Source organism: Flagellimonas sp. 389 (assembly GCF_018449435.1).
Classification (GTDB): Bacteria; Bacteroidota; Bacteroidia; order Flavobacteriales; family Flavobacteriaceae; genus Flagellimonas.
This window is the reverse complement of record NZ_JAHCMU010000024.1, coordinates 31,695-54,595: the sequence shown is the minus strand read 5'-3', so window position 1 is coordinate 54,595 and position 22,901 is coordinate 31,695. Positions and strand designations below refer to the sequence as shown.

At 39.0% G+C, this 22,901-nt stretch carries 19 protein-coding genes; 4 read left to right on the top strand and 15 right to left on the bottom strand.

Translation table 11 applies throughout. The annotated features are described in order from the left end of the window. Positions 1-94 precede the first annotated feature (94 nt). The 8 genes from KIM67_RS17690 to KIM67_RS17655 all read right to left on the bottom strand — a co-directional run bounded on the left by KIM67_RS17690 (position 95) and on the right by KIM67_RS17655 (position 10,195). Positions 95-874, bottom strand: a complete 780-nt coding sequence (locus KIM67_RS17690) for a leishmanolysin-related zinc metalloendopeptidase (protein ID WP_213832887.1) — start codon at positions 872-874, stop codon at positions 95-97. A gap of 415 nt (positions 875-1,289) precedes the next feature. Then, a complete protein-coding gene (locus KIM67_RS17685; protein ID WP_097046264.1) occupies positions 1,290-2,153 on the bottom strand; it encodes an RNA polymerase sigma factor RpoD/SigA in 864 nt (287 codons plus the stop codon). Positions 2,154-2,320: 167 nt separating this feature from the next. Continuing rightward, positions 2,321-4,543 (bottom strand): polyribonucleotide nucleotidyltransferase, encoded by a 2,223-nt coding sequence (locus tag KIM67_RS17680; RefSeq protein ID WP_213832886.1) that lies wholly within the window; start codon positions 4,541-4,543, stop codon positions 2,321-2,323. 219 nt (positions 4,544-4,762) lie between these two features. After that, positions 4,763-5,032 (bottom strand): 30S ribosomal protein S15, encoded by a 270-nt coding sequence (rpsO, locus tag KIM67_RS17675; RefSeq protein WP_213832885.1) that lies wholly within the window; start codon positions 5,030-5,032, stop codon positions 4,763-4,765. A 117-nt stretch (positions 5,033-5,149) separates the two neighbouring features. Then, positions 5,150-5,638 carry a hypothetical protein gene (locus KIM67_RS17670; RefSeq protein ID WP_213832884.1) on the bottom strand — a complete coding sequence of 163 codons (489 nt, stop codon included), beginning with the start codon at positions 5,636-5,638 and terminating at the stop codon, positions 5,150-5,152. An 8-nt stretch (positions 5,639-5,646) separates the two neighbouring features. Next, entirely contained in the window at positions 5,647-6,507 is an 861-nt protein-coding gene (gene accD / locus KIM67_RS17665; protein ID WP_213832883.1) for an acetyl-CoA carboxylase, carboxyltransferase subunit beta, read from the bottom strand. Between the two features lie 36 nt (positions 6,508-6,543). Beyond that, the gene (fbaA, locus tag KIM67_RS17660) at positions 6,544-7,611 is read right to left on the bottom strand and encodes a class II fructose-bisphosphate aldolase (RefSeq protein ID WP_213832882.1); all 1,068 of its coding nucleotides are present in this window, start codon (positions 7,609-7,611) and stop codon (positions 6,544-6,546) included. 55 nt (positions 7,612-7,666) lie between these two features. Next, the gene (locus KIM67_RS17655) at positions 7,667-10,195 is read right to left on the bottom strand and encodes a BamA/TamA family outer membrane protein (RefSeq protein ID WP_250149313.1); all 2,529 of its coding nucleotides are present in this window, start codon (positions 10,193-10,195) and stop codon (positions 7,667-7,669) included. An 81-nt stretch (positions 10,196-10,276) separates the two neighbouring features. On the opposite strand from KIM67_RS17655, the gene KIM67_RS17650 reads away from it, so the two are divergent. Then, entirely contained in the window at positions 10,277-10,996 is a 720-nt protein-coding gene (locus tag KIM67_RS17650; protein ID WP_213832880.1) for an RNA methyltransferase, read from the top strand. A gap of 42 nt (positions 10,997-11,038) precedes the next feature. Here the strand turns inward: KIM67_RS17650 and KIM67_RS17645 are convergent, their stop codons facing one another. Both KIM67_RS17645 and ubiE read right to left on the bottom strand, forming a co-directional pair. Beyond that, positions 11,039-11,737 carry a porin family protein gene (locus tag KIM67_RS17645; protein WP_213832879.1) on the bottom strand — a complete coding sequence of 233 codons (699 nt, stop codon included), beginning with the start codon at positions 11,735-11,737 and terminating at the stop codon, positions 11,039-11,041. Positions 11,738-11,741: 4 nt separating this feature from the next. Continuing rightward, entirely contained in the window at positions 11,742-12,470 is a 729-nt protein-coding gene (gene ubiE / locus KIM67_RS17640) for a bifunctional demethylmenaquinone methyltransferase/2-methoxy-6-polyprenyl-1,4-benzoquinol methylase UbiE (RefSeq protein WP_213832878.1), read from the bottom strand. Between the two features lie 196 nt (positions 12,471-12,666). Between ubiE and trkA the strand changes: the two genes are divergently transcribed. Beyond that, on the top strand, positions 12,667-14,016 hold the full coding sequence (gene trkA / locus KIM67_RS17635; protein WP_213832877.1) for a Trk system potassium transporter TrkA: 1,350 nt from the start codon (positions 12,667-12,669) through the stop codon (positions 14,014-14,016). Then, positions 14,016-15,506 (top strand): TrkH family potassium uptake protein, encoded by a 1,491-nt coding sequence (locus tag KIM67_RS17630; RefSeq protein WP_213832876.1) that lies wholly within the window; start codon positions 14,016-14,018, stop codon positions 15,504-15,506. The genes trkA and KIM67_RS17630 overlap by 1 nt, the downstream gene beginning before the upstream one ends. Before the next feature lie 55 nt (positions 15,507-15,561). Here KIM67_RS17630 and KIM67_RS17625 read toward each other — a convergent pair whose 3' ends face one another. Both KIM67_RS17625 and KIM67_RS17620 read right to left on the bottom strand, forming a co-directional pair. Beyond that, positions 15,562-16,752: a pyridoxal phosphate-dependent aminotransferase gene (locus tag KIM67_RS17625; RefSeq protein ID WP_213832875.1), complete on the bottom strand. Its 1,191-nt coding sequence runs from the start codon at positions 16,750-16,752 to the stop codon at positions 15,562-15,564. Positions 16,753-16,765: 13 nt separating this feature from the next. Then, the gene (locus KIM67_RS17620) at positions 16,766-17,869 is read right to left on the bottom strand and encodes an acyl-CoA desaturase (RefSeq protein WP_213832874.1); all 1,104 of its coding nucleotides are present in this window, start codon (positions 17,867-17,869) and stop codon (positions 16,766-16,768) included. 114 nt (positions 17,870-17,983) lie between these two features. Here KIM67_RS17620 and rsmG point away from each other — a divergent pair, with 114 nt between their 5' ends. After that, complete coding sequence (gene rsmG / locus KIM67_RS17615; RefSeq protein WP_213832873.1) at positions 17,984-18,610, top strand: 16S rRNA (guanine(527)-N(7))-methyltransferase RsmG; 627 nt, start codon at positions 17,984-17,986, stop codon at positions 18,608-18,610. A 35-nt stretch (positions 18,611-18,645) separates the two neighbouring features. On the opposite strand, the gene KIM67_RS17610 is transcribed toward rsmG, so the two are convergent. From KIM67_RS17610 to KIM67_RS17600, 3 genes are read right to left on the bottom strand one after another with little or no spacing between them, the layout of a single operon-like run. Then, positions 18,646-20,100: an alpha-amylase gene (locus KIM67_RS17610; RefSeq protein WP_213832872.1), complete on the bottom strand. Its 1,455-nt coding sequence runs from the start codon at positions 20,098-20,100 to the stop codon at positions 18,646-18,648. 7 nt (positions 20,101-20,107) lie between these two features. Beyond that, positions 20,108-21,256 carry a SusE domain-containing protein gene (locus KIM67_RS17605; protein ID WP_213832871.1) on the bottom strand — a complete coding sequence of 383 codons (1,149 nt, stop codon included), beginning with the start codon at positions 21,254-21,256 and terminating at the stop codon, positions 20,108-20,110. 18 nt (positions 21,257-21,274) lie between these two features. Further along, entirely contained in the window at positions 21,275-22,888 is a 1,614-nt protein-coding gene (locus tag KIM67_RS17600; protein WP_213832870.1) for a RagB/SusD family nutrient uptake outer membrane protein, read from the bottom strand. Positions 22,889-22,901: the final 13 nt, after the last annotated feature.

Sequence of the window (22,901 nt, the reverse complement as noted above, 5' to 3'; positions counted from 1 at the left end):
GCTTATTTGATTATTCTTCCTAAAAATAAACAATTTAGATAAAGCCATAGAGCAATGCCGGCAACGTTATTGATTAATCCAAACGAATTAGAAGTTAGTTGATAAAAGCTGTCTCCGGTAGTATGATAGGGTCACATCTTAAAATAGTATGGCTACACATTTTACATTGATTATTTTCACTTAATTCCTTTAATGTCAATTGTGTGGGGTCTGGTAACGAATACTCGTCAGCGGAGCTATATGCTACAGTATATCCCATATCCTCGAAAGCAGCTATGGACATTCTGCTTATGGGGTTGACTCCATCATTAATAAAACCGGTCATAAGCTCATTGTCGAATGTTCGTTCTCTCCAGTGCCCGTCCCTTGTTCCTTGTCCACCAGTATTTGCAACAGGTACCGAATCTAGACTATCATCGCCAATCAAAGTTCTATATTCCCGAATGGCGTTTGTTCCCGTAAACGTTGGGTCTTCTGAACCTTCTCCTGAAATTAGGTTTAAAAACTGTGATGACCAAAGTGTACCAAAACCAAGTACATGACCCATTTCATGAATAATAACATCCTCTAAACTATTTTCGGCTTCTAAACGTGCCAAATCGGCAGTATCAAATCGCATGATTCCTGTTGCAGGCAAAAAACTCCCAGATCTTAGTTGCGTTGGTCCTGCTTGACCTAATATTCCAGAGGTCCCATCTATATTAGTGCCCTGCGCATCAATACGTACATTCTCAATAACATCACCATTGGCAAGCTGTACGGGCTGTAAATCTCCTGTAATCATTTCTGCCCATCGTTTGGCAGCATCATCAAAAATAGTCTGTTGACTTTCGGTCAAACCTCCTAAAAATCGTACTTCTATGTTAAAACTCATATCCCTTATCTTTAAATTATTATGCAACGCTTATACTATGTACGCAAGAAATTGATGGTTGGACAGAAGTTTGAAAAACTTTAACAAGAACGACTTTAGAGTGTAAAGTTTTTATACAACTTGTCAATGGAAATGGCTCAAGTATTTGGTTAAAAGAAAACATTTCATGAAAATTAGATTAAAAACCTATTGGATTTAATGCTTTCTGTTCTTTCAATTATAATCTAAATATACTGATAAACAGGTGTTTAATAAATATTATAAATGAAAAAACTCCGGTAATCAGCCGGAGTTTATTCATCAATCAAAAAACGAACAGTCATGATAAACTGTTGTAGGATTACAAATTACAACTTTCTTGCCAAAAAACAAATTTAAGGTTTGTTTAACTGTAATTTGTGAGATAATATTAGGGTTATCCCAAGTAAGTTTTTAATATTTTACTTCTAGAAGTGTGTTTTAGCCTTCTGATTGCTTTTTCCTTAATTTGACGAACTCGTTCTCTTGTTAGATCAAAAGTCTCACCAATTTCTTCCAAAGTCATCGAATGCTGTCCTGCCAATCCGAAATACAAGCGAATAACATCCGCTTCTCTTGGTGTTAAGGTTTCTAAAGCGCGCTCAATCTCTGTTCGCAAAGACTCGTGCAATAAATCTTTATCTGGGTTTGGAGATTCTCCACTACGTAATACATCATATAAGTTGGAATCCTCACCGTCAATAAGAGGCGCATCCATGGATACGTGACGCCCCGAGTTTTTTAACGATTGCTTTACGTCCTCAACGGTCATATCCAACTCTTTGGCAATTTCTTCTGCGGATGGGATACGCTCGTGTGCTTGCTCTAGAAAAGCAAAAGTTTTGTTTATTTTATTGATAGAACCAATCTTGTTCAACGGCAACCTAACAATACGGGATTGCTCTGCCAATGCCTGAAGTATGGATTGACGAATCCACCAAACGGCATAGGATATAAACTTAAATCCACGGGTCTCGTCAAAACGTTGTGCTGCCTTGATCAAACCTAGGTTTCCTTCATTAATTAAATCTGGAAGTGTTAGTCCTTGGTTTTGATATTGCTTTGCTACAGAAACCACGAACCTGAGGTTGGCTTTAGTTAATTTTTCCAAGGCTACTTGGTCTCCCGCTTTAATTCGCTGTGCCAATTCTACTTCTTCATCGGCAGTGATTAAATCTACTTTACCAATTTCCTGTAAATATTTGTCCAACGAAGCGGTTTCCCTATTGGTAACCTGTTTTGTAATTTTTAACTGTCTCATCTAAATTTTCCCTTCTTTTTTTATTTGTGAACCGAAGCTCATTAGATTATACGTAGGAAAATGTAAAAAGTTACAATTTGATAAAATTTATTTGGATTTTTTTGTAAAACAAAAAACCTCAGAGAAAAATCCCTGAGGCTTTTAGGTAATCAGTAAACTACTGTAGATTAGTCCCTTCTTGGTTTTCTATCACGATTTCCACCACGACGATCACCACCACCTCTGCGGTCACCTTTATCATTTCTTGGTGGACGTTCAACATAGCCTTCAGGTTTTGGAAGCAAAGCTTTTCTAGAAACCTTTTCTTTTCTTGTTCTTGGGTCAAGTCCAAAGTACTTCACATCAAAAACATCACCCATATTGACTACGTCGGAAACTTTTTCGGTACGTTCCCATGCTAGTTCGGATACATGAAGCAACACTTCATTACCAGGTGCTTCAACATACTCAACTACAGCACCGAAGTCTAGCATCTTGATAACTTTAACTTCGTAAACGCTACCAACTTCTGGTTTGAACATTAAGGCTTCTATTTTGGCGATAACCGCATCAATGCCTTCTTGTCCCGTACCCAAAATTTCCACGATACCTTCTTCAGTGTCAGGATCTTCGTTGATTACAATAGTAGTGTTAGTTTCTTTTTGCAATTCTTGAATCACTTTTCCACCAGAACCAATTACGGCACCAATATATTCTCCTGGAATAACTTTAGTGACAATTTTTGGGGCATAAGACTTAACATCTTCTCTTGGTGCTTCAATAGTATCTGTCAACTTTTCAAGGATATGCAGTCTACCATCTTTAGCTTGCATTAAGGCTTTGACCAAAATTTCATAGGAAAGTCCTTTTACCTTGATGTCCATTTGACAAGCAGTAATTCCATCAGCTGTACCGGTTACTTTAAAATCCATATCCCCTAAGTGATCTTCATCACCCAAAATATCGGATAGGACCGCATACTTTCCAGAATCGGTATCAGTAATCAATCCCATGGCTATACCAGAGACTGGTTTTTTCAATTGAACACCGGCATCCATCAAAGCCATTGTACCAGAACATACTGTTGCCATTGAAGAAGAACCGTTGGATTCCAATACTTCGGAGACAACTCTTACAGTATATGGACAATCTTCAGGAATCATTCCCTTTAAGGCGCGTTGTGCCAAGTTTCCGTGACCTACTTCTCTACGGGATGTACCACGAATTGGTCTAGCTTCACCAGTTGAAAAAGGAGGGAAGTTATAGTGTAGATAGAAAGTTTCTTCGCCCTCATAAGATGGCATATCTATTTGATTGGCCTCTCTTGATGTACCTAAAGTAACCGTAGCCAATGCCTGAGTTTCTCCTCTTGTAAAGATTGAAGAACCGTGAACCGAAGGTAAATAATCGATCTCGCACCAAATTGGTCGAATCTCATCCGTTTTTCTACCATCTAATCGAAGTCCTTCGTTGAGGGTTAAATCCCTAACGGCAGCTTTTTCCGCTTTGTAGAAGTATTTGGATACTAAATCTCCAAAATCTTCCAATTCCTCTTCAGAAAATGTGGCTTTTATTTCTTCTTTAATAGCATCAAAAGCAGCGCTACGCTCATGTTTGGCAGAACCTGCTTTTGCAACTGCATAAACTTTATCATACGTAAGGTCATATACCTTTTTGGCAAGATCTTCATCTTCACGCTCTGGATCATACTCTCGAACATCTTTCTTCCCAAAAGCCTCGGCCAATCGTATTTGGGCAGCACATTGTACTTTAATGGCTTCGTGTGCAAATTTGATGGCCTCTGTCATTTCTTCTTCTGAGATTTCATCCATCTCTCCTTCAACCATCATCACAGAATCTGCAGAAGCACCGATCATCATGTCAATGTCGGATTCTTTTAGCTGTGCTCTGGTTGGATTGATGACAAATTCGCCATTTACACGACCAACTCTAGCTTCAGAAATTGCGCATTCAAATGGAAAATCTGAAAGTTGAATAGCTGCAGAGGCGGCCAAACCAGCCATTGCATCGGGCATTACATCTTCATCGTGCGACATTAATTGAATCATCACCTGTGTTTCAGAATGATAATCCTTTGGGAAAAGTGGACGAAGAACACGGTCGACCAAACGCATGGTCAATACTTCACCATCACTTGGTCTTGCTTCTCGCTTAAAAAAACCGCCGGGATAACGCCCAGCAGCAGCAAATTTTTCTCGGTAATCTACCGTTAATGGTAAAAAATCCACATCTGCTTGTTTGTAGTTGGATACAACTGTACATAATAACATACACTTGCCAGATTGGACAACAACAGAGCCATGGGCCTGTTTTGCCAATTTTCCGGTTTCGATAGAAATCTCTCTACCGTCACCGAGGTCTATGACCTCTTTAAAAGTTTTTGGAATCATAAAAAATATCTTACCCGTTCATAGTTTGCACGGGTTATTAAACATTTGGTCTACCGCCATCCGGACGGTCGGGTTGTGTTGTTGTTGTGTGTGCCTTTGGCACTGACCAATGAAAAACTGTAGGCAGCTTTTTGTATTTACCTAATACATTAGGGTTTTGCAATTGCTAAAACAAGTTTAGCCAAAATAAAAGGGGAAGCCAAAGCCTCCCCTAGTTTTTTATTTTCTGATACCTAGTTCTTTAATCAAAGAACGGTATTTTTCAATATCTTTTTTCTTTAGGTAATCTAAGAGAGCACGTCTTTTACCTACCATTTTTACCAAAGAACGTTCTGTATTGTAGTCCTTGTGGTTTCTTTTTAAATGTGTTGTTAAATGGTTGATGCGGTGTGTAAACAATGCCACCTGACCCTCTGTGGAACCTGTGTTGTTCTCGGAGCCTCCGTGTTTCTTAAAGATGTCGGCTTTTACTTCTTTCGTTAAATACATTCCAATATTTATTTAAATGATTTTTATGTATGCGATTGTCTTTCAATCAGCGTGCAAAGATAAGTCTTTTTTTAAAATAATTTTTCTAAAATTAAATTAGAGCGAATCGGCTATATCTTAAAAAGCACAACCAGTTGGAAGAGGCTCTATTTTATCTAAGTCTTCGGCGAATATTCCAAGTTCAAATTCTTTAAACCCTTCTTTTACCGAGCCCTTCATGACATTTTTACCATATCCTGAGTTGTTCATGTGAGCCCGTACATAGACCGTTATATTATCTAGGATTGCAACTGCACTGCCAGAACGTGAAAAAGGTTGTTCGTTTACATGGCTATGGGCCAGAATTCTGCGATAAATTAGATTTCCATCCAAATCAACAACTTCCCACCAATCTGCATATTGGTTACATCCTTTATCTGGACTTGAAATGGTGACACTGAATGTGTAGTCATTTTCATTTCCAGTAACATTGACTTCAGTTACAAGTGCAACGTCTTCATTAGTTGAATCGCTTGAAGTTTCTTCTGATTCCGGATTACTGTTATTGGACGAACAACAGAAAAAAAGAATACAAATGAGTGTTAACTGAATTGAAAAGAATCTCATCTTTTTAACTAAGATCTCACAGGTAGGTTCTGAATCAAATCAATATATAAATTGACGTTCTTTTTTAAATCCCTACGATGGGTTATAAAATCTAAAAATCCATGTTCTTTTACAAACTCTGATGTTTGGAAACCATCTGGCAAATCTTTTCCCACCGTGTCCTTTACAACCCTTGGCCCGGCAAAACCTATCAATGCACCAGGTTCAGAAATATTAATATCTCCTAGCATAGCATAAGAAGCAGTGGTTCCTCCCGTTGTTGGATCTGTACATAAGGAAATGTAAGGTACTTTGGCTTCGGCCAATTGTGCTAATTTGGCAGAGGTCTTTGCCAATTGCATAAGGGATAAAGCAGCTTCCATCATACGGGCTCCACCCGATTTTGAAATCATTAAAAAAGGAGCTTTTTTCTTTTTGGCATAATCAATGGCTCTAGCAATCTTTTCACCAACGACACTGCCCATAGAACCTCCGATAAAGCTGAAATCCATGCAAGCAATAACAATTTCTTTTCCCATGGATTTTCCCACTGCAGTTCTGATAGCATCTTTTAATCCTGTTTTCTGCTGTGCAGCTTTCAAACGTTCGGAATATTTTTTTGTATCTACAAATTTCAAAGGGTCCTTGGATGATAATTTCTCATCAAGTTCCCTAAATTTGTTATTGTCAAAAAGGATTTCAAAATATTCTTTACTGCCAATGCGAACATGGTAATCATCTTCTGGGCTTACATAGAAGTTTTTGGCTAAATCTTCAGATTCAACAATTTTTCCTGTGGGGGATTTGTACCATAACCCCTTTGGGGTGTCTTTTTTCTCCTCCGTAGCTGTTTGTATTCCTTTTTCTTTTCTTTTAAACCAAGACGACATAAAATCAAATTTAAGTTAAACGGCTTTTTCGGAAGCTTATAGGGTGTTTATGTTATTTAAATCTTCAAATGCCTTTTTCAAGCGCGCAACAAATGCCTGCTCCCCAGAGCGCAACCATACTCTTGGGTCATAAAACTTTTTATTAGGTTGGTCATCTCCATCTGGATTGCCTATTTGTGCTTGAAGGTATGCAGACTTATCCTGAACGTAATCCCTAACTCCTGAAAGGAATGCGTATTGGAGGTCGGTATCGATATTCATTTTAATAACGCCATACCCAATGGCCTCACGGATTTCTTCAACCGTTGAACCTGACCCGCCATGAAATACAAAATCAATATGATTATGCGCTACTCCATATTTATTGGAGATAAATTCTTGTGAATTCTTAAGGATTTTTGGTGTCAGTTTCACATTCCCTGGTTTGTAAACACCATGTACATTTCCAAATGCTGCGGCTACGGTAAATCTTGGACTTACTTTTGAAAGCTCTTCATACGCATAAGCTACTTCTTCTGGTTGGGTATATAATTTGGAATCATCAACATCTGTATTATCAACACCATCTTCTTCACCTCCTGTTACACCAAGCTCAATTTCGAGGGTCATACCCATCTTGCTCATGCGTTCCAAATAGCCTTTACAGATTTCTATATTTTCCTCAATGGGCTCTTCGGAAAGATCAATCATATGGGAACTGAACAATGACTTGCCCGTTGCTGCATAATGTGCTTCACTGGCGTCCAAAAGGCCATCAATCCAAGGCAGTAATTTTTTAGCACAATGATCGGTATGTAATATTACTGTTGCACCATAAGCTTCTGCCAGTTGATGAACATGTTTTGCTCCCGCAACTGCTCCCAAAACAGCTGCTCTTTGGTTTTCGTTGGATAATCCTTTACCGGCATTGAACTGCGCACCTCCGTTAGAAAATTGAACTATTACAGGAGAGTTGAGTTCCGCTGCGGTTTCCAATACGGAATTTATAGTGTTAGAGCCTATTACATTGACCGCGGGCAGGGCATAACCATTTTCTTTGGCATGGTTGAAAATTGCTTGTACCTCATCTCCGGTGGCAACGCCTGGCTTTATATTGTGGGACATAATTTTTTCGTTAGTTAGGGTTAAATTAAGCTACAAAAGTAATAAAATATTTCCGCTAGAAAGGATAATTAATACCTATATTATAGACTGCATTCCCAAGGTTATAACCTTTGAACCAACGTCTTGACCATTCTTCTGCTGGATTGTAGGTTTTGAACCCGACATCTAACCTAAAAACAAAATAAGTAAAGTCATAACGAAGGCCTAAACCTGTGCCCAAGGCAATATCGGCCAGAGATGTAACATCTGTAAAAACCGCATCTGGATTATCCTCGTTATCAAAAACGTTCCAAATATTACCGGCATCAGCAAATAATGCTCCTTTTACATCTCCCGCTATAGGGAAACGGTATTCCAAATTAAAGGCAATCTTTAAATTTGCTTCATTAAAATCATTGATATTGCTTGTACTGCCCGGACCTAGTTCGTAGGCATTCCAAGCTCTATTGTCATTGGAGCCACCAGCAAAATAACTTCTTAAAAAAGGAATACTTTCTGAGTTTCCATATGGAACCGCGAGACCAAAGAAACTTCTAAAGGCCAATACCTTGGAGTCATCAATATCCCAGTGTTTAATAAAGTCGAATTCGGTTTTAAAATACTGGGAAAACGGAACGCCAAAAACTAAGAGCTGGTCATTATCATTTTTATTATAAGGGACTATATCTTCCAAAAGTGATAGTAGGTTGCCAGCACTCTCAAGCTTTACTCTTAATTGATAAAAATTATTATCATTTATATCAGTTTTACTGTTTTTGGTAAAGGAATAATTACTGGCAAAGATTAAATTGTTTTCGGTTAACCTTTGTCGGCGTTCACCGATGCTATTTACCTCACTGAGCTGTTCAGCAGTGGTGGGAATTTCATTGTTCAATACTGCTTCAACAAAACTATTTGCACCATTTGGAATACTAAGCTGCAGTGGGTCATTAATATCATTGGATTCTTCATAAAATGAGGCATATTGAGGGTCATCTTGAAACTCGTCCGCTATTTCATCTAGGTTACTGAAGGTATTTTGATATACATTGTAAAAGTTATCTGGATTTACATTTCGTATAAACTCTACATTCAATAGTTCTATGTTGTGCTTTAAACTATTTGTGGGCGACCAATTGTAAGAGAGAATCGAGTTAAGGGATTGCTTGTCCAACCCAATGTTTCTCTGAAAATTGGTACCTACGGATAGTCGGCTCTGGGGCAACATGTAGTAGGGAATTATTTTTTTGGTCTTTAAGGGAAACCATATTCTTGGAAAAGTGATGTTGATATCTCCTCCCAGTTCCGAAGTAAAGGTCTCATCTGATAAAGAGGCATCACTCAATAGGCCAATGGACCCCCTTGCCGAAATACTTAGGGTTTCTGCTCCTCCAAAAACGTTTCTTGAGGTTAATGATGAACTAAATGCAGTCCCTACTCGCTGTATGTTGGAATGGGTTACATCAAAATCAAAGCTCAAAGAAAACTTGGGTCTTGGTGCCAGATAAATGTTGGTGGTCAATTGTGATTTCGTAGAATCGGGTATAAACTCAATATTTGGATATTTGAACGTATTCAAATTCGTAATCTGCCTGTAAGTTCTTATTCTATCCAAGTCCCTATAAACACTATCTTTTTCAAAAAAAACAGCATCGGTCAATGCCTTAGGTTTGTATCTTAATTTATTAGCGTAGTATATGGTGTAGTTCTCATAGGTCGTGAACTTGAGTGAATCTGTCGCTCCACCGATTAAATAGTCGGCATAAATATTAATGTTTTTGAGCCTATGAACCCGGTAGGTCTCAGTACTGTCCGTATCATTTGCGCCTCTTGGTTTCTGAATATTTAATTGTACATCCATTAACTGATCGTCCGCCAGCAGCGAAGTATCCCTTAAAATATTATAATTGATGGAACTTTCTTGAAAATTATACACACCAGAGTTTCTAAAAAGTGTGGTCAAACGTTCCCTTTCCAAGTTGAAGTTTCCCAAATCAAATTGTTCTCCTTTTTTAACAAACGATTCTTCTGGGGCTATTTGATAAATGGAATCCAGTTCTGGAGATGTAATATTTTTGATAATAGTATCTATCAAAAAAGGTTTTTCCAAGGAAATCTTATAATCAACTTCGGCTCTTTTTTTCCTTTTTCCCTCGACAATGTCATAGCTTGCCGAGTTATTGAAATATCCCTTACTGTCATAGTAAGCCTCTAAACGTTCCGTAGTTTTTTTTGTTAAGGATGTATCTATGGTAACAGGAGGCTCTCCAATTCTTTTTAAAAAATCACTGGCCCCTTTTACAACAAAGGATTCCATTAATCGGTTTACTTGTTTTTTAGAAAGTAGGCGGTTTAACCTTTTTTCCCGTTTTTCTTTTCTGTGCAGCCAATTTTGAAAAGAGGAATCGGGATTTTCCTTGGCAAGATTATAGAGGTTCAATCGTAGGGGATAGCCTAATAGATCGCTATTTGGCTTTTGCGCAACAAGGCTTCTAATATCATCGTCACTAACTTTTTCTTCATCGGCATAAATGGAGTTTTTAGTCAGTAGCAGTTCATCGTCGCCAACTTTTTTAAGGGTATTACAACCAATGACGGTAAACATAAACAACAATAACCCTATTTTTGCCCAGTTACACAATGGACCAAAAAAAATCCTCATAGAAGCCAAAAATACACGATTTAGATGGTTACCAAAAACCAAATTAAACTAGTTGCTAGCTTACAGCAAAAAAAGTACCGAAGTCAGCATAAATTGTTCGTAGTTGAGGGGGCAAAGACAGTGACCGAGCTTTTAGACGCAGGTTTTGAGCCTTTCAAGTTATTTGCTGAAGATTCACAAAATATAAAAAGCTTGGGGCCTGTTGAGATGGTTTCAAAAACCGTTTTAAAACAGATGAGCAGTTTGGTCAATCCAAATGGTATATTGGGCGTGTTCCATATTCCAGATGGCAGACAGATTGATACAGATGATTGGACAGTTGCTCTGGATACTGTTCGTGACCCAGGAAATTTAGGGACTATTATTCGGTTATGCGACTGGTTTGGTATAAGGCAGCTCATATGTTCTTTGGATACAGTGGATTGCTACAATCCCAAAGTGCTGCAAGCTACTATGGGTTCCATTGCAAGAGTTGAGATTGCTTATTTGGATTTGCCCAAATTTTTAAATGAAACAATGCTTCCTGTATATGGAACATTTATGGATGGTGAAGCCATTTATACTAAACAGCTACCACCGAAAGGGATTTTGGTTATGGGAAATGAAGGGAATGGAATTTCAGAGGAAATCAACGCTATTATAAAGGAAAGAATTACAATACCTCAATTTGGGGAAAACACTACCGAAAGTTTAAATGTTGCCACTGCAACCGCTATTTTTTTAAATGAAATAAGGAGAAGTTAATTCAATAAAAACATAAGAGTGATTGCCACTTTATTATTGGGATTACTCGAACGTGAAATTGATGAAGATGCCTCGAGTGCGCATGGCATCTATGTTTCCTGTCCACGGACTGTTGGGGTCATTGTCCGGCACAAGTTCATCTGAAAGTGCAAATACTCCGCGTATGGACGGTGAAAATTTAAAATACTCAGTATAAATATCGATTCCAAAACCAAGTTCGTATCCGTATACATTTTGCTTCATTCTAAATTCACCACTGCTATTATCATCTAAACTATCCTCTTTGCTTCCCAGGTTCATTGAGGTGTAAACACCACCAATCACAAAAGGTTTCCAGTTCCCAAATCGCTTTGCACTGACCTTTAATAGCAATGGAAATCTAATATAGGTGGATTTAACTTCACGAATTGCATCTGCTTCGGAAGTGAATCCGGGAAAACCCAAGTTTCTGCCAGTGTAAAGTAGGCCTGGTTCAAAACGGACATCTAAAAACTCATTTATTCGCATTTCACCGATTAGTCCAACATTAAATCCAAGACTTTTATCGACCAAAACATCTTGGCCTATGTCGTTCTGGAATTCAAATTGAAAATCATACTGATTGAAACCTAAATAGTACCCCCAGTTTAGAAATTTTAAATCTTCGTTTTGAAGATTAAGAATGGGGTCTTTATTAAATTGTGCGTTGGCATTGTTGCACATTAATACAAGTAGGCCTAATAGAATGAGGACGTTTTTCATCAAATTATTTTGTAGCGACATATATAGATGCCACCCCAAATGTCTGGGGTCTGTTCTCTATACCTATAAACCCAATTTTAGCCAAAATATTGTTGAACTCTTGTCCATGAGGGAAAACAGATGCTGATTCGCTCAAATAGTCATAAGCGGACCTATCCCTAGAGAAGAGTCTTCCTATGCCCGTAAGGATATATTTTGAGTAGAGACCATATCCTTGCTTAAAGGGAGTTCTCGTTGGAACAGAGGTTTCTAGAATGACCAAACTACCTTCAGGTTTTAATACTCTATAGATTTCTGACAATCCCCGTTCAAGATTTTCAAAATTGCGTACCCCAAAAGCTACCGTAACGGCATCAAACGAGTTATCTTCAAAAGAAAGGTTTTCACTGTCACCGACCACCATTTCCACAATGTCCTTAAGCTTTTTTTTCGCTACCTTATGCTTGCCTACTTCCAACATTCCGGGAGAAATATCCAAACCGACTATTCTTTCGGCACCCGTAGCTTTCATGGCGATTGCCAAATCACCGGTTCCTGTTGCAATGTCCAAAATAGTCTTTGGAGCTTTATCTTTCAAAATGGCTACTACCCGTTTTCTCCATTTAAGGTCAATCCCCAAAGATATTACTCGATTAAGGCCATCATAATTTTTGGAAATAGCATCGAACATCTTCTTTACCTGTTCCTTCTTTCCAAGCTCAGAATCTTTATAGGGCGTAACTTTTTCGGACATGCACTTAATTTGCTGGCAAATATACAACTTAGGTATATTGGAGATGTACAAAAATAATTATGTAATTTTACCAAATATCACAGGAAAGCTTTTCCGTATTATGCTATGTATTCGTCTTTTAGGACAAGGTCACTATTCTTTTGTACCATCTGAACACTACAAATTGAATTTATTTAGAAACATCTTATTTTAATCAATGAAGATTATAATTGCTGGAGCAGGTGAGGTAGGTTTTCATTTGGCGAAGCTTCTGTCGTATGAAGCGCAAGAGATTACTTTGATAGATACCGATAAGGAAAGTCTTTCCTATGCGGACAATCATTTGGATATAAAGGTATTGCGAGGAGATGCAACCTCTATTGAGGTCTTGCGCGATGCCAAGGTGGAGACCTCTAGTTTGGTCATTGGTGTTACAGCGTCCGAAACGACCAATCTAACGCTATGTTTGTTGGCAAAACAGTTGGGAAGTAAAAAAACCATCGCCAGAATTTCCAATACCGAATTCATGGATAACCGGGAACTCATTAAGTTTGATGAATTGGGTATAGATGAGTTGATTTCTCCTGAAGAATTGGCAGCAACAGAAATACAACTATTGTTGAACCAGTCTGCTTTTAATGATACTTATGAATTTGAGAATGGTCTATTGACCATGGTTGGGGTATTCTTGCCAAAATCGGCACCGTTTGTTGGCAAAATGGTAAAAGAAGCTGCCAAAATTTTTCCCGAGCTTCATTTTATGCCCATAGCATTGCAGCGAATGGGGACTCAGTATACCTTAATTCCAAGGGGAGATACCGTTTTTAAAGAAGGAGATCAAGTGTATTTTATCACCTCGGCAGGAGGTGTGGATGAACTCTACAAGCTTACGGGGATGGAAAAGAAGGATATCAAGAATGTCATGATCCTTGGTGGGAGTAAGGTAGGTTTCAAAACGGCCCGTGACCTTTGCAGTAAAAAATTCAACGTCAAACTCATAGAAAAGAATAAAGAGAAAGCATTCGATATAGCAGATGAGCTTCCATACGCTTTGGTCATTAACGGTGATGGACGAAATGTTGAGCTTTTGGAAGAAGAAAGTTTAGAGTCCATGGATGCCTTTATAGCAGTTACGGGAAATTCCGAAACCAATATCATGTCCTGTCTTGTAGCTAAATCCAAGAATATAAAAAAGACCATAGCGTTAGTGGAGAATATGGACTATTTTCAACTTTCCCACTCTATTGGGGTTGATACACTTATTAATAAAAAACTACTGGCCGCAAATAATATATTTAGATACATAAGAAGAGGTCAGGTACTGGCATTGACACGATTAAGTAATCTGAATGCAGAGATACTAGAGTTCGAAGTTAATGCTACCTCCTTGGTGAACGGAGAGATTATCCGTGAACTTGATTTTCCTAGGGAAGCAAGCATTGGCGGTGTAATTAGGGATGGAAAAGGAATTATTGCACTAGGTGATTTTAAAATTATGAAAGGTGATCGCGTGGTTGTCTGCTGTCTTCCAAAAGCCATTCCACGTATCGAAAAGCTATTCTTATAATGCGACTTAATACCCGAATTATTGTTCATATTATGGGGTTGTTGATGCTTTGCAATGGCTCCTTTATGTTATTGGCGGCTTTTGTAAGTGGCATTTATAAAGACGGTGCAACATTGGACATTACTCTTGCTGCGGTAGTGACTATGCTAGTTGGCGTCATGGCCATGTTCTATACCAGAGACCATAAAAAAGAGGTCAAGCGAAAAGAAGGGTATATCGTAGTGACTTTTGGATGGATAATTATGTCCATTTCTGGAGCGTTACCTTATCTTTTTTCAGGTACCATTCCTTCGGTAACCGATGCATTTTTTGAAACTATATCTGGTTATACTACAACAGGGGCATCCATATTAGATGATATTGAGGCCATGCCAGAGGGCATTCTTTTATGGCGAAGCCTTACCCATTGGATCGGGGGAATGGGTATTATCGTTTTGGCCATCGCCATTCTCCCGCTTTTAGGAATTGGAGGTATGCAGTTGTTTTCTGCTGAAGCGCCAGGACCTGGAGGGGATAAATTGCACCCAAGAATTACAGATACTGCAAAACGGTTATGGCTTATTTATTTTGGGTACACCGTAGCCGAAACTATTCTGTTAAAGTTGGCCGGTATGTCCTTTTTTGATGCTATAAACCACTCATTGGCCACACTGTCCACTGGTGGGTTTTCTACAAAAAATACCAGTTTGGCTTATTGGAACGATCAACCTATGGTCCAGTACATAACAATCTTATTTATGTTCTTGGCAGGAAGTAATTTTGTCCTTAGTTATTTTGCCTTCACGGGAAAAGTACAGCGAATCATCAAGGATGAAGAGTTTAAGTACTATGCCGGTTTTATCATATTATTCACGATTATTGCTGCCGTGGTTGTATATTTTAAGGCCAATGTTCCGGTATCTGATTTTCATCCGATGGTTTTTGGGCCAGCAGAAAGTGCATTTAGGCATGCGCTTTTTCAAGTTATTGCGGTAGTTACGACCACAGGATTTGTTACGGCTGATTTTACCAGTTGGACACCTTTTTTAACCATTTTTTTCTTTGGATTAATGTTTTTGGGAGGTTCCGCGGGTTCCACTGCAGGTGGGATAAAAGTGATGCGACATTTACTGATTATAAAAAATGGCCTCTTGGAGTTCAAGAGAACCCTCCACACGAACGCAATTATACCTGTACGTTATAATGAGAAGACAGTTTCGGAACATATTGTGTACAACATTATTGCATTTTTTGTACTCTACATGTTACTTTTTATCATTGGGTCTTTAATATTAGGTTCTATGGGTCTGGATTTTGTATCTGCAATAGGAGGCTCTGCCTCTTCCTTGGGCAATGTAGGCCCAGCTTTGGGGACCTTAAACCCGGTAAGTAATTATAACAGTCTGCCCGATGCCGGTAAATGGTGGTGTGGATTTTTAATGCTGCTAGGTAGGTTGGAACTTTTTACCGTACTAATTATTTTAACACCATACTTTTGGAAAAAGGTGTAAAAAAATAACCCTTCAATTAAAACTTAACTGAAGGGTATTCTACTTTTTTATAATCTTATTCTACTGAATCGGAAATTCTAGAAATAGCTTCCCTAATATGTTCTTCGCTTGCTGCATAGGAAATACGAATACTGTTGCCATTACCAAAGGCATCACCGGTGACCGTTGCTACATTGGCTTCTTCCAATAAATACATGGCAAAGTCAGATGCATTGTTTATTGTTTTGCCATTAAATGTTTTTCCAAAGAAAGCGGTAACATCGGGGTAAACGTAAAAAGCACCTTCCGGTTCATTGCATTTAAAACCGTCTATATTGTTCAACAATTCTAAAATAAGTTTTCTGCGATTTTTAAACTCATCCACCATATATTGAACACGACTTGGAGATTCCAATAGCGCAGTGATTACGGCACGTTGCGCAATACAATTGGCACCGCTTGTAACTTGACCTTGTAACTTGTTACATGCTCTTGCTATATAGCTGGGAGCTCCAATATAACCTATTCGCCATCCGGTCATCGCGAAAGCTTTTGCAACACCATTTATGGTAACGGTACGGTCGTACATATCTTCAAAAGCAGCCATAGATGCATGTGTAGTTACACCGTAATTGATGTGCTCATAGATCTCATCACTGACCACTATAATTTTAGGATATTTTTTCAGGACATCGGCCAAACCTCTCAATTCTTCTTTGCTATAGATAGAGCCGCTTGGGTTGCATGGTGAACTGTACCACAGCATTTTGGTTTTTGGTGTGATTGCCGCCTCCAATTGCTCAGGTGTCATTTTAAAGTTATTGTCGATGGACGTTTTAACTTCAATGGGAACACCGTCGGAAAGTTTAACGATATCGCTGTAGCTTACCCAGTATGGACAGGGCAAAATTACTTCATCCCCTTGATTTAAGCAGGCCTGTGCTACATTGTACAGCGCTTGCTTTGCGCCAGTGGAAACAACGATTTGTGCGCGTTCATAATTTAGACCATTATCTCTTTTGAACTTTGTGATAATGGCATCCTTCAACTCCACATAACCATCTACGGGAGTGTAAGAGTTGTAACCATCTTTTACGGCTTGTATTGCAGCGTCCTTTATATAATCAGGAGTATTAAAGTCAGGCTCGCCTAGACTTAGGCCAATAATATCTTTTCCAGATGCTCTAAGTTCTCTGGCTTTTGCAGCCATTTCAAGGGTTGCTGAAGGAACAAGGTTATTTATTCTTTCAGAAAGTTGGTCGCTCATTGGTTTTGCTGTTTTATTGGTATTGTAGTGCTGGGTTTTTGCCTAGTTCCTTTAAATGTTTGAAGTGTGAAATGATGGCCTTTCTGGTAGTTTTGTACTCGTGGTACGGCAAATTAAACTCCTTGGCAGTCTGCTTTACAATCTTGGAAATATTGGTATAGTGAATATGACTGATATTAGGGAAAATATGATGCTCTACTTGATGGTTCAAACCACCTGTGAACCAATTCACAATCCTATTTTTAGTGCCAAAATTTACCGTTGTTGCCAATTGATGAATGGCCCACGTATTTTTCATGGTTCCGTGTTCATCAGGTAGGGGAGTCTCTGCATGGTCAACAATATGTGCCAACTGAAATACAACACTCAATATGACACCAGCAACATAATGCATAATGAAAAACCCAAGTAATACTTGCCACCAAGCAATATCTACAAATATGAGTGGCAGTACGATCCAAACGGTAATGTAAATTACTTTTGTAATAACCAGCGTACTCCAATTTATAACCGGGTTGGGAAGTTTTCCGTAGGATAGCTTTCTTTTCATATACCGATACATTTGTTGAAAATCGGTTGTGATGGCCCAATTAAAGGTCAATAGCCCATAAAGGAATATGGAATAAAAGTGCTGGAATTTATGGTGTTTTTGCCATTCTGCATGCTTGGAGAAACGCAGTATTCTACCCGCTTCCATGTCTTCGTCATGTTCATGGATATTCGTGTACGTATGGTGCAGTACGTTATGCTGCACCTGCCAGTTGTAGACATTGCCCGCCAAAATATAAATACTGCCTCCCATTAATTTGTTGACCCATTTTTTGTTGGAATATGACCCGTGATTGCCATCGTGCATTACATTCATTCCAACACCGGCCATACCTACGCCCATAGTGATGGACAATAATAAATAACCCCAAAAAGGAAGGTTCAAGGTCAACATTAAGAAGTATGGAGCTAAGAAAACGGCGAACATCACGATAGTTTTAAGGTGAAGTTTCCAATTTCCTGTTTTCTTTATCTTATTATCACTAAAATACTGGTTTACTCTCTTGTTAAGTGTTCTAAAAAATTGTGCTGAATCTTTTCTTGAAAATCGGATGGTATCCTTTTCCATATTTTAATTTTTTACAAAGGTAGTTAAATACATTTCTCAAGTTGGTCTCCTTACCCTGAAAACGATGTTAAGGTCACTAAAAGTATTAATTTTGTTGAAATTAACAACTTGTACATGAATGTAGATTTGGTCTTCAATTATTTTACGAGCCTCACCAATGTCCAAAAAGAGCATTTAATTGGTTTAGAGGCTTTATATCAAGATTGGAACAAAAAAATAAATGTAGTATCAAGAAAAGATATTGATGAATTGTATCTACGGCATGTATTGCATTCCTTGGGTATCGCAAAAATTCAACAGTTTAACGAAGGTGCTTCAGTTTTGGATGTAGGTACCGGGGGAGGTTTTCCGGGAATTCCTTTGGCGATTCTATTTCCCGAAACCCAATTTACGCTAGTAGATGCCATAGGGAAAAAAATAAAAGTAGTACAGGAGGTTATAGATGGTCTCCAACTTAAAAATGTTACGGCAATCCACACACGGGTCGAGGATTTGGACGGTAAGTTCGATTTTATTGTGAGCAGGGCGGTTGCGGCCATGCCAACTTTTGTACGTTGGACAAAAGGGAAGATAAAAAAAGAGTCTGCCCATGAACGGAAAAACGGGATCCTTTATTTAAAGGGTGGGGATTTGACCGAAGAGTTAAAGGATTACCGAACCGTACAGGTTTTTGATTTGAACGAGTATTTTAAAGAGGATTTCTTTGAAACAAAAAAAGTAGTGTACTTGCCCTTAAAATAAGGACAAGTACGTTCCACTCCTAAGCTAACTCAAACTTATTTTATAGACCAGACGGCATAACCGTTTGCTGGGGCTTTTAAGGTAGCCACACCATCGATATCAACCGATACAGAGGTCGTAACACCTCCTGTGTAATCATGCAATTCAGTATCAAGCCAATGTGTTGGGACCTGCCTGTTCAATTCAAGTCCATTTGTATTAATGTACAATACCAGTCCAGGATTGTCACCGTTTCCTTTTCTTGATGCTATATACTCATCTTCATCTGCATAAAGTACCTCAACATCGCCTGTGGCGATACTACGGTTTATCAAGATAAGTTGTTGTAGTTTCTGCTTGAATTCCTCATTCTCATAATCCAGATAAAAAATTGTAGGATACCCTGGATGGGTAAGAATGTAAGAATATGCGTAAAGTTTGTATTCTTCTTCTATAACTGGCTCCCTATCCGTGTCGTGATTGGCTACGAATGTTACCGCATCTTCCGGATTCGTTTTCCAAAGCATATCGCCATTTTGTAAAATGGTAAGATCGTTTTGGCTGAAGGCATCCCGCATTTGGAAAAGGCATGGAAAATCGAATGCGTTCACTCCCGCTGCTGCGACCCATTCTCTTACCAAGTTGGCATTTCCATCGAAAAATTCCCCTACGGACCATCCGCCAACTTCGCTTACCCAAGCGTCTACGTATTCCGCGCTAAAACTTTTTACGTAGTCAAAACGCCAGCCGTCAAAACCAACGGTGTTTTTGTAGTACTTGGCTACGGAATTATCAAATTTCCATAACCAGTTTTGTACATTTTCCCGAACATGGGATAAATCCTGTTCTTCAAAAAATAGTGCTTCTTCATCGCTTTCACGAACACTATTTGGATGGAAATCCTCATAGTTTCTATTGAACAGTCCAGAGGCATTTCCGTTCTCTTCGTTAAAAAGTGTATAGGTATCCTTATCCCTGTATGGATTGTATTCCAGACCACCACCGCTATTATGACCCATAACGATATCGGCAATTACTTCGATATCGTTCTCATGCGCTTTTGCAATGAGATTGTCTAACTCTTCACGGGAACCAAACCTAGTCTCTAGCGTTCCATGTTGAAAGTACTCGCCTAAGTCGTAATAATCGGATGGATCATACCCCATAGAAAATTCGCCAGCTTGTCCTTTAGATACTGGGGGCAACCAGATTCTGTCAATACCTGCGGCAGCCCACTCATCTGTTTTATCGGCAATAAGGTCCCACCATTCAAAACGTGGTTCCACATCCCAATAAAACGCTTGCATCATAACACCATTTCCATTAAGGAAGGCCGTTAAGTCCTGACCTTCTGACACCTCTTCATTATTGTTTACTGCTTCATCTACCAACCCATTAGGTTGATCGAACGAATCTGAACATGAAAACAATAAAACACAGTATGCAGTTAGAATCCCTTTAATAAAAATATGCGTTCGAGAACCAAAAAAAGAATTTATTGGATTTTTCATTTTAATCTTAATTTGGTGTTACTGAATAGGTGTACTGTCTTGAATTGCTAAGATCTAGTACTACTCTATAACTTCCCCCAGCATCAATACTAAAGTTGTCACCACCAAAGTCCAAAGAACCATCACCATTATTATCTGCTCCAATATTTAGGTCCCAAGCATCGTTTGCCCTAAACTTGAACTCACCAGGTACTAAGTTTACATCTATGAACCACGTTTTGGTCGCTGGGTCGTAAGTCATATCCTGATCTGCCGTTCCTACAGGGTCGTTGTCATCATCTGGCCATCCATTAGGCGTAGCTTCTCCTGTAACTGCCCAAGAGGTTTTTTCTAAAGAATAGGTCAAGCCTTCTATGTCCATGCGGATAAGATAATAGCCTCCCGTACCATCTGGTGTGCCACAGTTTACCTCTCCATCTTGCTCTAAGGTACCAGAGAATGATCCATCAGTGTCACCGGTGTCGCCATAATCGCCATCAAAATTCTCGTTGGTCGGTAAGAACTTAAATTGCGAACCATCATCAGGCATATACACAAATCCTTCAAAATTCACTTCATCTTCCTGGGTTGCTACAATCTGTACGCCATCGGGTGCGTTCCAATCAATCCCGTAACCACCTGCTGCAAGAAAGCTTCCTACTACAAAAAAGTCTTCTAATGGTGGTGGTACGCTCAATTCAAAAGGTACGACGCTAAACGTAATAACATCAGATTCCATTTCCAGACTTCCAAGTGAAGCTACTACTTTAGCTTCCATCTGTGCAGGGATGATATTGTCATCAGCATCTCTCATTACCGTTTGGTTAAAGATATCAGGGTCAGCTAGCAGATTGTTAAAATCACCAGCGGTTATGGATACAAAGGTATTGCTTGTAGTCCCAAAGCTATGTTGGGTAGCAAATTCATTACCGGCCATGCCCATCAAAAGTTCATAATTTTCTACAGTAGTAACGTCAAAATCTGCAGGTGACCAAGTGAAGGTAACCGCAATATTATTTGAAGTTGCTTCAGTCAATACAACCGTACTTCCATTTAATTCGGAAGAAATGGTTGGCGGTGCAACCGCGGATGCTATTATTGTTGGATCGTCATCATCACATCCAATGAAGGAAAAAACTAAAACTAATGTCAAAAATTTTGCTAAATATTTCATCATCAAAAACAATTTTTAGGATTAATAATTTGGATTTTGGTCTAGATTGGGGTTTGCATTTAAATCTCCCGCTGGTAGTGGAAAAATATCAAAGTGAGCCGGTATGGATGTACCGTTTTCCAATCCGCCTTTCCAGTCCCATAAATAGGTGTTGCCCGTAAACTGTCCAAAGCGAACCAAATCTGTTCTTCGGTAACCTTCCCATCCAAGTTCCCTGCCTCTTTCATCAAGAATAAATTGAAGGTCCAAAGAAGCTACATTCCCAGAAGTGTCTCCATACGCTCTTTGTCTTATTTCGTTTACGTATGTTAACGCTGTACTTTGATCTCCACCGCCGCCTCTAAGCACTGCTTCTGCGTACATAAGGTATACATCTGCCAGACGGAAGTAAGGCATATCGATATCTGGATAGCTGTTGTCCTGTCCTGGAACTCCGGTTGAACTTATGTTTCTAAATTTTGTGTAACCAAATCCTTCTTGAAAATCACTTCCGGTAGGTGGTGAGGTCAACTCTAGAGAATGTCCATCCTTAAAAAAGAATGAGGCTCTTATGTCTGGACTATCCTGAAATGGATCATCACCTGGAAACTCAAATAAGCGAACAAAACTTTCCTTGCAAGTTAGTCCGGCAAATCCACCAGTATTGGCACCAAAATCACCTGAAGCATTGATATTTGCATCCAAGGTGCCATTGACCATAATAAACATGTATCCAAAGGATTGTGTCTCGATTCCGTCATTCGTCACTGGAAAGATGATTCCTTCAGCCGTGTGATTGTCAGCCAAGAAAAGTTCGTTGTAATTGGGTTCCAGTGAATATCCGGCACCTATTATTCTTTCACAAAAACTGATACAGTCACTATATCTGTTTTGATCAATATACGCTTCCGCATTTAAGTATAATCTCGCCAATAAGGTCCATGCCGCAGCTTGATCCGCTCTGCCATAATCATTTTGTCTCGCGGGTACCAAGAGATCTGCGATTTCAATTAATTCAGATTCAATGTAATTGAATAGGTCAACCGCATTGGTCTGCTCTGGAAAAAAGGCCCCGGGTAGATTTTCTTCTGTAACAAAAGGAATGTTTCCGCCAAAAAGTTCCAATCCATGGTAATAGCTTAAAGCTCTTAGGAATCTGGCTTCAGCACGATAGAATCCTATTTCGGTCTGAATATCTGCAGGAACGTTTCTGCTATCCAAAACGGATTGTTCGGTCTGTCTCAAAAATTCGTTGGCTTGGGTGACCTGGAAAATTAACCTATTGTATACAACAGAGATTACGTCATTGTCCGCAGTCCATTCGTTTACCAACAATTCAGCAAGGCCTGCATCATCATACCGCCATTTTACGGCATCTGCGGTAACTTCGTTTAAATAGAAGTACGTGCGCATGTATTGCGAGTTACCTTCGTCAAAACCAATTAAATCTCCTTGGCCCGAAGGTCCTTGTTGGCCTGTGACCGATAGGCCAGCGTAGATTTTGGATAAAAATTGTAAATAACTTGCTGGGTCATCAAAAGCATTTTCAGAATTGATGTTGATTGTGTTGATATTGTCCAAATCATCGGTACAACTATTTATAGCGGTAGCCATGATAAGGATAAAAAATAATCGATATATATTATTGATTTTCATGTTCTTCATGTTT

Bases quoted from the DNA above. Each gene is read 5' to 3' on its own strand.
- KIM67_RS17690 (WP_213832887.1), bottom strand. From the start codon at position 874: ATGAGTTTTAACATAGAAGTACGATTTTTAGGAGGTTTGACCGAAAGT.
- KIM67_RS17685 (WP_097046264.1), bottom strand. From the start codon at position 2,153: ATGAGACAGTTAAAAATTACAAAACAGGTTACCAATAGGGAAACCGCT.
- KIM67_RS17680 (WP_213832886.1), bottom strand. From the start codon at position 4,543: ATGATTCCAAAAACTTTTAAAGAGGTCATAGACCTCGGTGACGGTAGA.
- rpsO (WP_213832885.1), bottom strand. From the start codon at position 5,032: ATGTATTTAACGAAAGAAGTAAAAGCCGACATCTTTAAGAAACACGGA.
- KIM67_RS17670 (WP_213832884.1), bottom strand. From the start codon at position 5,638: ATGAGATTCTTTTCAATTCAGTTAACACTCATTTGTATTCTTTTTTTC.
- accD (WP_213832883.1), bottom strand. From the start codon at position 6,507: ATGTCGTCTTGGTTTAAAAGAAAAGAAAAAGGAATACAAACAGCTACG.
- fbaA (WP_213832882.1), bottom strand. From the start codon at position 7,611: ATGTCCCACAATATAAAGCCAGGCGTTGCCACCGGAGATGAGGTACAA.
- KIM67_RS17655 (WP_250149313.1), bottom strand. From the start codon at position 10,195: ATGTTTACCGTCATTGGTTGTAATACCCTTAAAAAAGTTGGCGACGAT.
- KIM67_RS17650 (WP_213832880.1), top strand. From the start codon at position 10,277: ATGGTTACCAAAAACCAAATTAAACTAGTTGCTAGCTTACAGCAAAAA.
- KIM67_RS17645 (WP_213832879.1), bottom strand. From the start codon at position 11,737: ATGAAAAACGTCCTCATTCTATTAGGCCTACTTGTATTAATGTGCAAC.
- ubiE (WP_213832878.1), bottom strand. From the start codon at position 12,470: ATGTCCGAAAAAGTTACGCCCTATAAAGATTCTGAGCTTGGAAAGAAG.
- trkA (WP_213832877.1), top strand. From the start codon at position 12,667: ATGAAGATTATAATTGCTGGAGCAGGTGAGGTAGGTTTTCATTTGGCG.
- KIM67_RS17630 (WP_213832876.1), top strand. From the start codon at position 14,016: ATGCGACTTAATACCCGAATTATTGTTCATATTATGGGGTTGTTGATG.
- KIM67_RS17625 (WP_213832875.1), bottom strand. From the start codon at position 16,752: ATGAGCGACCAACTTTCTGAAAGAATAAATAACCTTGTTCCTTCAGCA.
- KIM67_RS17620 (WP_213832874.1), bottom strand. From the start codon at position 17,869: ATGGAAAAGGATACCATCCGATTTTCAAGAAAAGATTCAGCACAATTT.
- rsmG (WP_213832873.1), top strand. From the start codon at position 17,984: ATGAATGTAGATTTGGTCTTCAATTATTTTACGAGCCTCACCAATGTC.
- KIM67_RS17610 (WP_213832872.1), bottom strand. From the start codon at position 20,100: ATGAAAAATCCAATAAATTCTTTTTTTGGTTCTCGAACGCATATTTTT.
- KIM67_RS17605 (WP_213832871.1), bottom strand. From the start codon at position 21,256: ATGATGAAATATTTAGCAAAATTTTTGACATTAGTTTTAGTTTTTTCC.
- KIM67_RS17600 (WP_213832870.1), bottom strand. From the start codon at position 22,888: ATGAAAATCAATAATATATATCGATTATTTTTTATCCTTATCATGGCT.